Annotated in this window: 3 protein-coding genes; all 3 read right to left on the bottom strand. The window is 39.9% G+C overall.

The annotated features are described in order from the left end of the window. Positions 1–58: 58 nt before the first annotated feature. Positions 59–2,239: a hypothetical protein gene (locus tag BN338_RS02085; RefSeq protein ID WP_051018482.1), complete on the bottom strand. Its 2,181-nt coding sequence runs from the start codon at positions 2,237–2,239 to the stop codon at positions 59–61. Beyond that, a complete protein-coding gene (locus BN338_RS12050; RefSeq protein ID WP_051018481.1) occupies positions 2,236–3,579 on the bottom strand; it encodes a hypothetical protein in 1,344 nt (447 codons plus the stop codon). Before BN338_RS12050 ends, BN338_RS02085 begins: the two co-directional genes overlap by 4 nt. Positions 3,580–3,649: 70 nt before the next feature. Next, positions 3,650–4,567, bottom strand: a complete 918-nt coding sequence (locus tag BN338_RS02075) for a hypothetical protein (protein WP_039758591.1) — start codon at positions 4,565–4,567, stop codon at positions 3,650–3,652. Positions 4,568–4,629 lie beyond the last annotated feature (62 nt).

The following is a 4,629-nucleotide window of genomic DNA, read 5'->3' as shown; positions in this document are numbered from 1 at the left end:
AAACCATATCGCGCTGCTGCCTGACGGATCGCTTGATCTACTAAAGGATTAGAACGGATCATCGGTTAAACATCCTCACCAATTCGTTTCCACTTAACATAAACAAACCAGAAGAAACTTTTTTGAACCACTCTTTCGTAGCATATCCATTATGATATGCTTTCACCATGTCTTGAATGAGCTTTACAATTTGTTTATTTGGAATCTCTGTACCCCCTGTTAGCAATTGGACGATATCCTTTTCAATCCGTTCACGCTCTCTACGAGCTGCCTCTTTGAAAGGAATCATTGAAGACTTAATCGCAACTTTTCCTACTTGCATAGCTGCATCACTTTCACTCGTTGGAACACTGACATTATGCGTAAAAGATATTTTTTCGTCCGCTACACGATCTGGTATTCTGTTATAAAAATCTGAATAATCAGCTTCTTTATCAACAACCTTCTTAACAGCAGAAGCTTTATCGGTTCCATAAATATTTGCAAACCTATCGTACAGATCATCTGTATCAAAAATATCCTTTGCCTTGGAGATTTTATCTTTTGTTTTCGTTATGTCCTGTAAAAATTCTCCCCTCGCTCCCCTTTTAAAGTATTCCTGTTGTGCCTTTGGGAATGCATCAAAAATTTTACTGAATTCATCCTTATTAACCGATTTGCTAAGGATTTTGGAACCTTCATCCATGGCATCTAAACGTGAACTATATTGATGATACAATGATCGTGCCTTCTTATATTTAGGCGATATATCATCCATAAGCTCTAATAACTTTTTCTTGATGTCAACTAAGGTATGAATTTTTCTCTTTCTTCCTTGTTGCTTTTCTATATCCATCATCTCATCGAGTACCTCCTTAGTCTTATGGAGAACACTCATGTTTTGTTTATGCTTAAGGAGATTAAATTTTTGAGAAGAAAATGAACCGACCTCTTTGCCACCACTAATAAAATCCTGTAATGCCTCTTTATAAGCTTGTTTGAAGTATGGACGCTTCATCAATTCATTAAGAGCGCCATAATATTGCTCTCCTATCGGAGTCTTCTTTGCTATTTCGTAAAGAGTATGTGCTTCTGCTTCCCTAATCGCTATAAGATCACCTTTTAAATCTGTAACATTTTGACGAGGAGTAAAGTGTTGAGCCAAGTGTTTATCAGCCGCCTCATGAATACGACGCCCTCCTTCCATCGCTCTCTCTTTAGCTCTTTTAGCCAAATCAATATAAGCTCCTTTGTTCCTTTGCGCGATATCAAAAACAAGATCTTGTAAGAATGGACTATGATCAGCTACATAATCTGTAGGGACTGCATTCTTAAAAGAGTTTCCTAGCTCTTCAGAAGCTTCCTTACCTAAATGTCTACTGATTACTCTTAATGCATCTTTTTCAACACCTTCCTTATGAGAAGGAGAAAAAAGTCTTCGTATTCCGCCGACAGTAGAACCACCCAAACTACCTAAAGCACTTCCAACCACTGCCCCGCCCGCTCCTAAACCTGCACCAGATAACGTACTTGTAAGTGTATTACCAAGCCCTTCCCCTTCTCCTGCGCCATGTAATGCACCAGATGCTGCACCTACTTTAAGCAAATGAGGAAATGTTGTTTTTTGTGTGATGCCTAAAAATGGACTTGCAAATCGACTTGGTAGTGACTGACCAGTTTTCAAAAAGGCTTGACCTAATTTTGACCCCGCCACATTCCTTGCAAGTGTAGGCGCTACAAGGCGTGCTCCTGAGGCTAACAATCCTCCCCCTAAAGTCGCAAGTGAAGGAATTGCCGCCCCTAAAGCATTTCCAGCAAAAGAAGTCCAATAATGTTGATCACTCATCCTACGATAATAATCACGTATTCTATTGGCTTCTTGCTCATACTTTTCTATAGTTTGCTTATCTCCCCCCCAATATTTTATAAGACCATTCCAAAAAGCCGTTATTGCCAACTGATCATCAGAATCACGTCCTGCCGCTGTGATCCCTGCAATCTCATCATCTAAATTAAAACTCAAACCATGCTTTAAAGAATTCCAAAAGGCTTCACTTTGCGTGATTTCTGGATGTTGGGGTGATGTTGTTTCTTCAAAATTGGAGTCATTATCGATAACACGCAAACGGTAACGTTTTCCACTTTTTGATGTTACATATTCAGGAATGCTACCTCTCGAATTATCATCGATAACACGCAAACGATAACGTTTTCCACTCTTGGACGTTACATATTCAGGAATGCTAGTATCAGTATTCATCGAACCTCTTCCTTTTTATAAAGCTTACCGTCCTTCTTATTTCTAAATACAGTGATATCATCTCTGTGGGCGGCTTCCTCGATACTCATTGTAGGTTCATTTCCACTGTCCTTTTCACCTAGTAAAATTTCTGCTTGTTCAGGGTGTAGATTTGAAAGAATATCGGATATTATATTAATACTTCGCTTAAATGATGATGCACTCATACCAATGTGTAGTGAACCTAAAGTATTCTTTAGCATGTCAAGATCTTTATCACTGGTATTTCCAGTTCCTACCGATCCTGTCCTTGATAATTGTTTCAGTTCTTCTATACGATCATTTGCTATACGCTCCTTAATCGCTGTCACGATTTTATCCGCATCATATTCTTTTCTTCCATGAGCAAAGCTTTTAACCCAAGCAATGAAACCTGATGCATAATCACCTTTTTCCTTAATATAATCATTAAGATATTTAATGTCTTTGAATAAAGCACTTTTGCGTATTATACTATTTTGCCTTAGTTTTTCTGCACGTTGCGTTTCCTGATATGCTTTACCACCTTCAACCATAACATATCTATATCCACCTGGTGCATTCGGATCTTCCACAAGCATCCTACCGTCACTGGTAAATTGGGGATTCCTATTTCCACCGTTGTTCTTTTGTGCAAAAAACTCATTCAACGCATATTTATTTCCAGCCATGGACCGTGCTTCTTCTTCGCTATAGCCTTTGGACTTTAGATATTCCACGGTTTGATTAACCTGACCTCTTTGTTTATCACCTTCATTAAGATGCTTCACACCACTTGCAAGCGCATCCCATCCTGAACCATCTGATGGTGCTGCTGCCATACCAGCAAAAAGATCTTTGAGCTTCTGATACGCATCTGATTGAAAAAACTTATAAGTATTGGACTGTAAAAACTTATCTAAATCTGTCGGTTCAGAAGGAGGTGTCTGGGATGAAGTCTCTAATGGCTGTGTTTGGGGTATGTCAACTTTAGGTTTAAGATCTTCTGGGGCTTCCTCCAGTACATTTGGCATAGGTGGCTGTTGATCAACTCCAAGAGGCATTTCCACTCCAGGAGCAGTATAGGGCATAAATTGTCCATATGGCTTCAGCATATTCTGTAAATTTTGTTTTTTTAAATCAGCGTCTCCCTTGAGCATCATCGCTGTTCCAAAACCCGCACCGATAGACGAAGGATGCTTTGCGCCTTTTGCAATTAATTGTACCAATCTATTAGCCCCTGTAATCACTTTGGGAGCAAAAAACCTAAAAATATGAGGTACATATCTAATTCCTGCCCCAATTGCTGCACCAGCTAAGGGCAATAATAATGGTACTCCCATCACACTCTCCTATAAAACTATTCTTTAATGATTATGCAATTCTCATTTTTTATCTAAAAATGCACTTATGTTACTTCTGTAATTTATTATTAAAAAAAGCTAAGTTCCCCATTGCTGCCGCGGCTGCGCCTGCCGGACCACCTGCCATGTAACCAAAAACCATAGGTGCTGCCTGAAGTGCCATAGAGCCTACAGTCCCTGCATTTTGCCATGGGTTATTGCCTGGCATCTTAGAGCCTGACATGTTATTCGTTGTCGTACCGTAATTGCTTGCAAAGCCATGACCGGCGTTCATCAGCATATTCAACCTATTCCAGCCGCTATTATCTTGTTCCAGCCAACGTTCTCTATTGGCATCAACAAGGCGTTGATTGTAATCATCGAGCAGTGATGAACCCTGCAAGGCATTCGAATAGGCATTATTGTAAGAGGGGAATAAGTTGCCTATCATACCTAAGCGGTTCTCATTCAATTGATCAATCATCGAATTGGCTTGCATCATATGCTGCAAATCTCTATCACGCTGGTTATACTTGATGCGGGCTAATGAATCATCAAGCCCCCTATGTAACTCATTTTTATGCGCACTAGAGCCATAAAGACCACTACCTGAAAACTGTCTATTAATACTATTTCTTATTTCATTTAAGCCCTCTTTAAGTTCCTCATCAAATTGAGAATTTGGTCCCATCAAACCACCAGATGCAATCCAGTTAAGGTTTCTCGCAGATGACGTTGGGGTGTTCATCAAATAATTCATATAATTCTGATACTTATGTGGAATACTTCCAAGACCACCTATGGCTTGGGTGGTTGGAACACTTAACGGCGCAACACGAGGACCCCCATAAACATTCCCACCAATCCCTGTATTGTACAGGTTATATGCATCCGCACCACCACGCTTAAATACATTCTCCATCCAAGCTGGAGGCGCGCTTGTCTGGACCTGTTTCTGTTCTTTTATTTCTGGTCTCCTGCTCCCCATGTCACAATTCCTTCCTGTAATAAAGCATATCTATGCCATAACCTTGCTTATTAAGCGTACGT

It is taken from the genome of Bartonella queenslandensis AUST/NH15, assembly GCF_000312585.1.
GTDB classification, from domain to species: domain Bacteria; phylum Pseudomonadota; class Alphaproteobacteria; order Rhizobiales; family Rhizobiaceae; genus Bartonella; species Bartonella queenslandensis_A.
The sequence above is the reverse complement of the archived record's forward strand: the minus strand, read 5'-3'. Positions and strand labels throughout refer to the sequence as shown.

Excerpts from the sequence above, each read along its gene's own strand:
- BN338_RS02085 (WP_051018482.1), bottom strand. The coding sequence starts at position 2,239 with ATGAATACTGATACTAGCATTCCTGAATATGTAACGTCCAAGAGTGGA.
- BN338_RS12050 (WP_051018481.1), bottom strand. The coding sequence starts at position 3,579 with ATGGGAGTACCATTATTATTGCCCTTAGCTGGTGCAGCAATTGGGGCA.
- BN338_RS02075 (WP_039758591.1), bottom strand. The coding sequence starts at position 4,567 with ATGGGGAGCAGGAGACCAGAAATAAAAGAACAGAAACAGGTCCAGACA.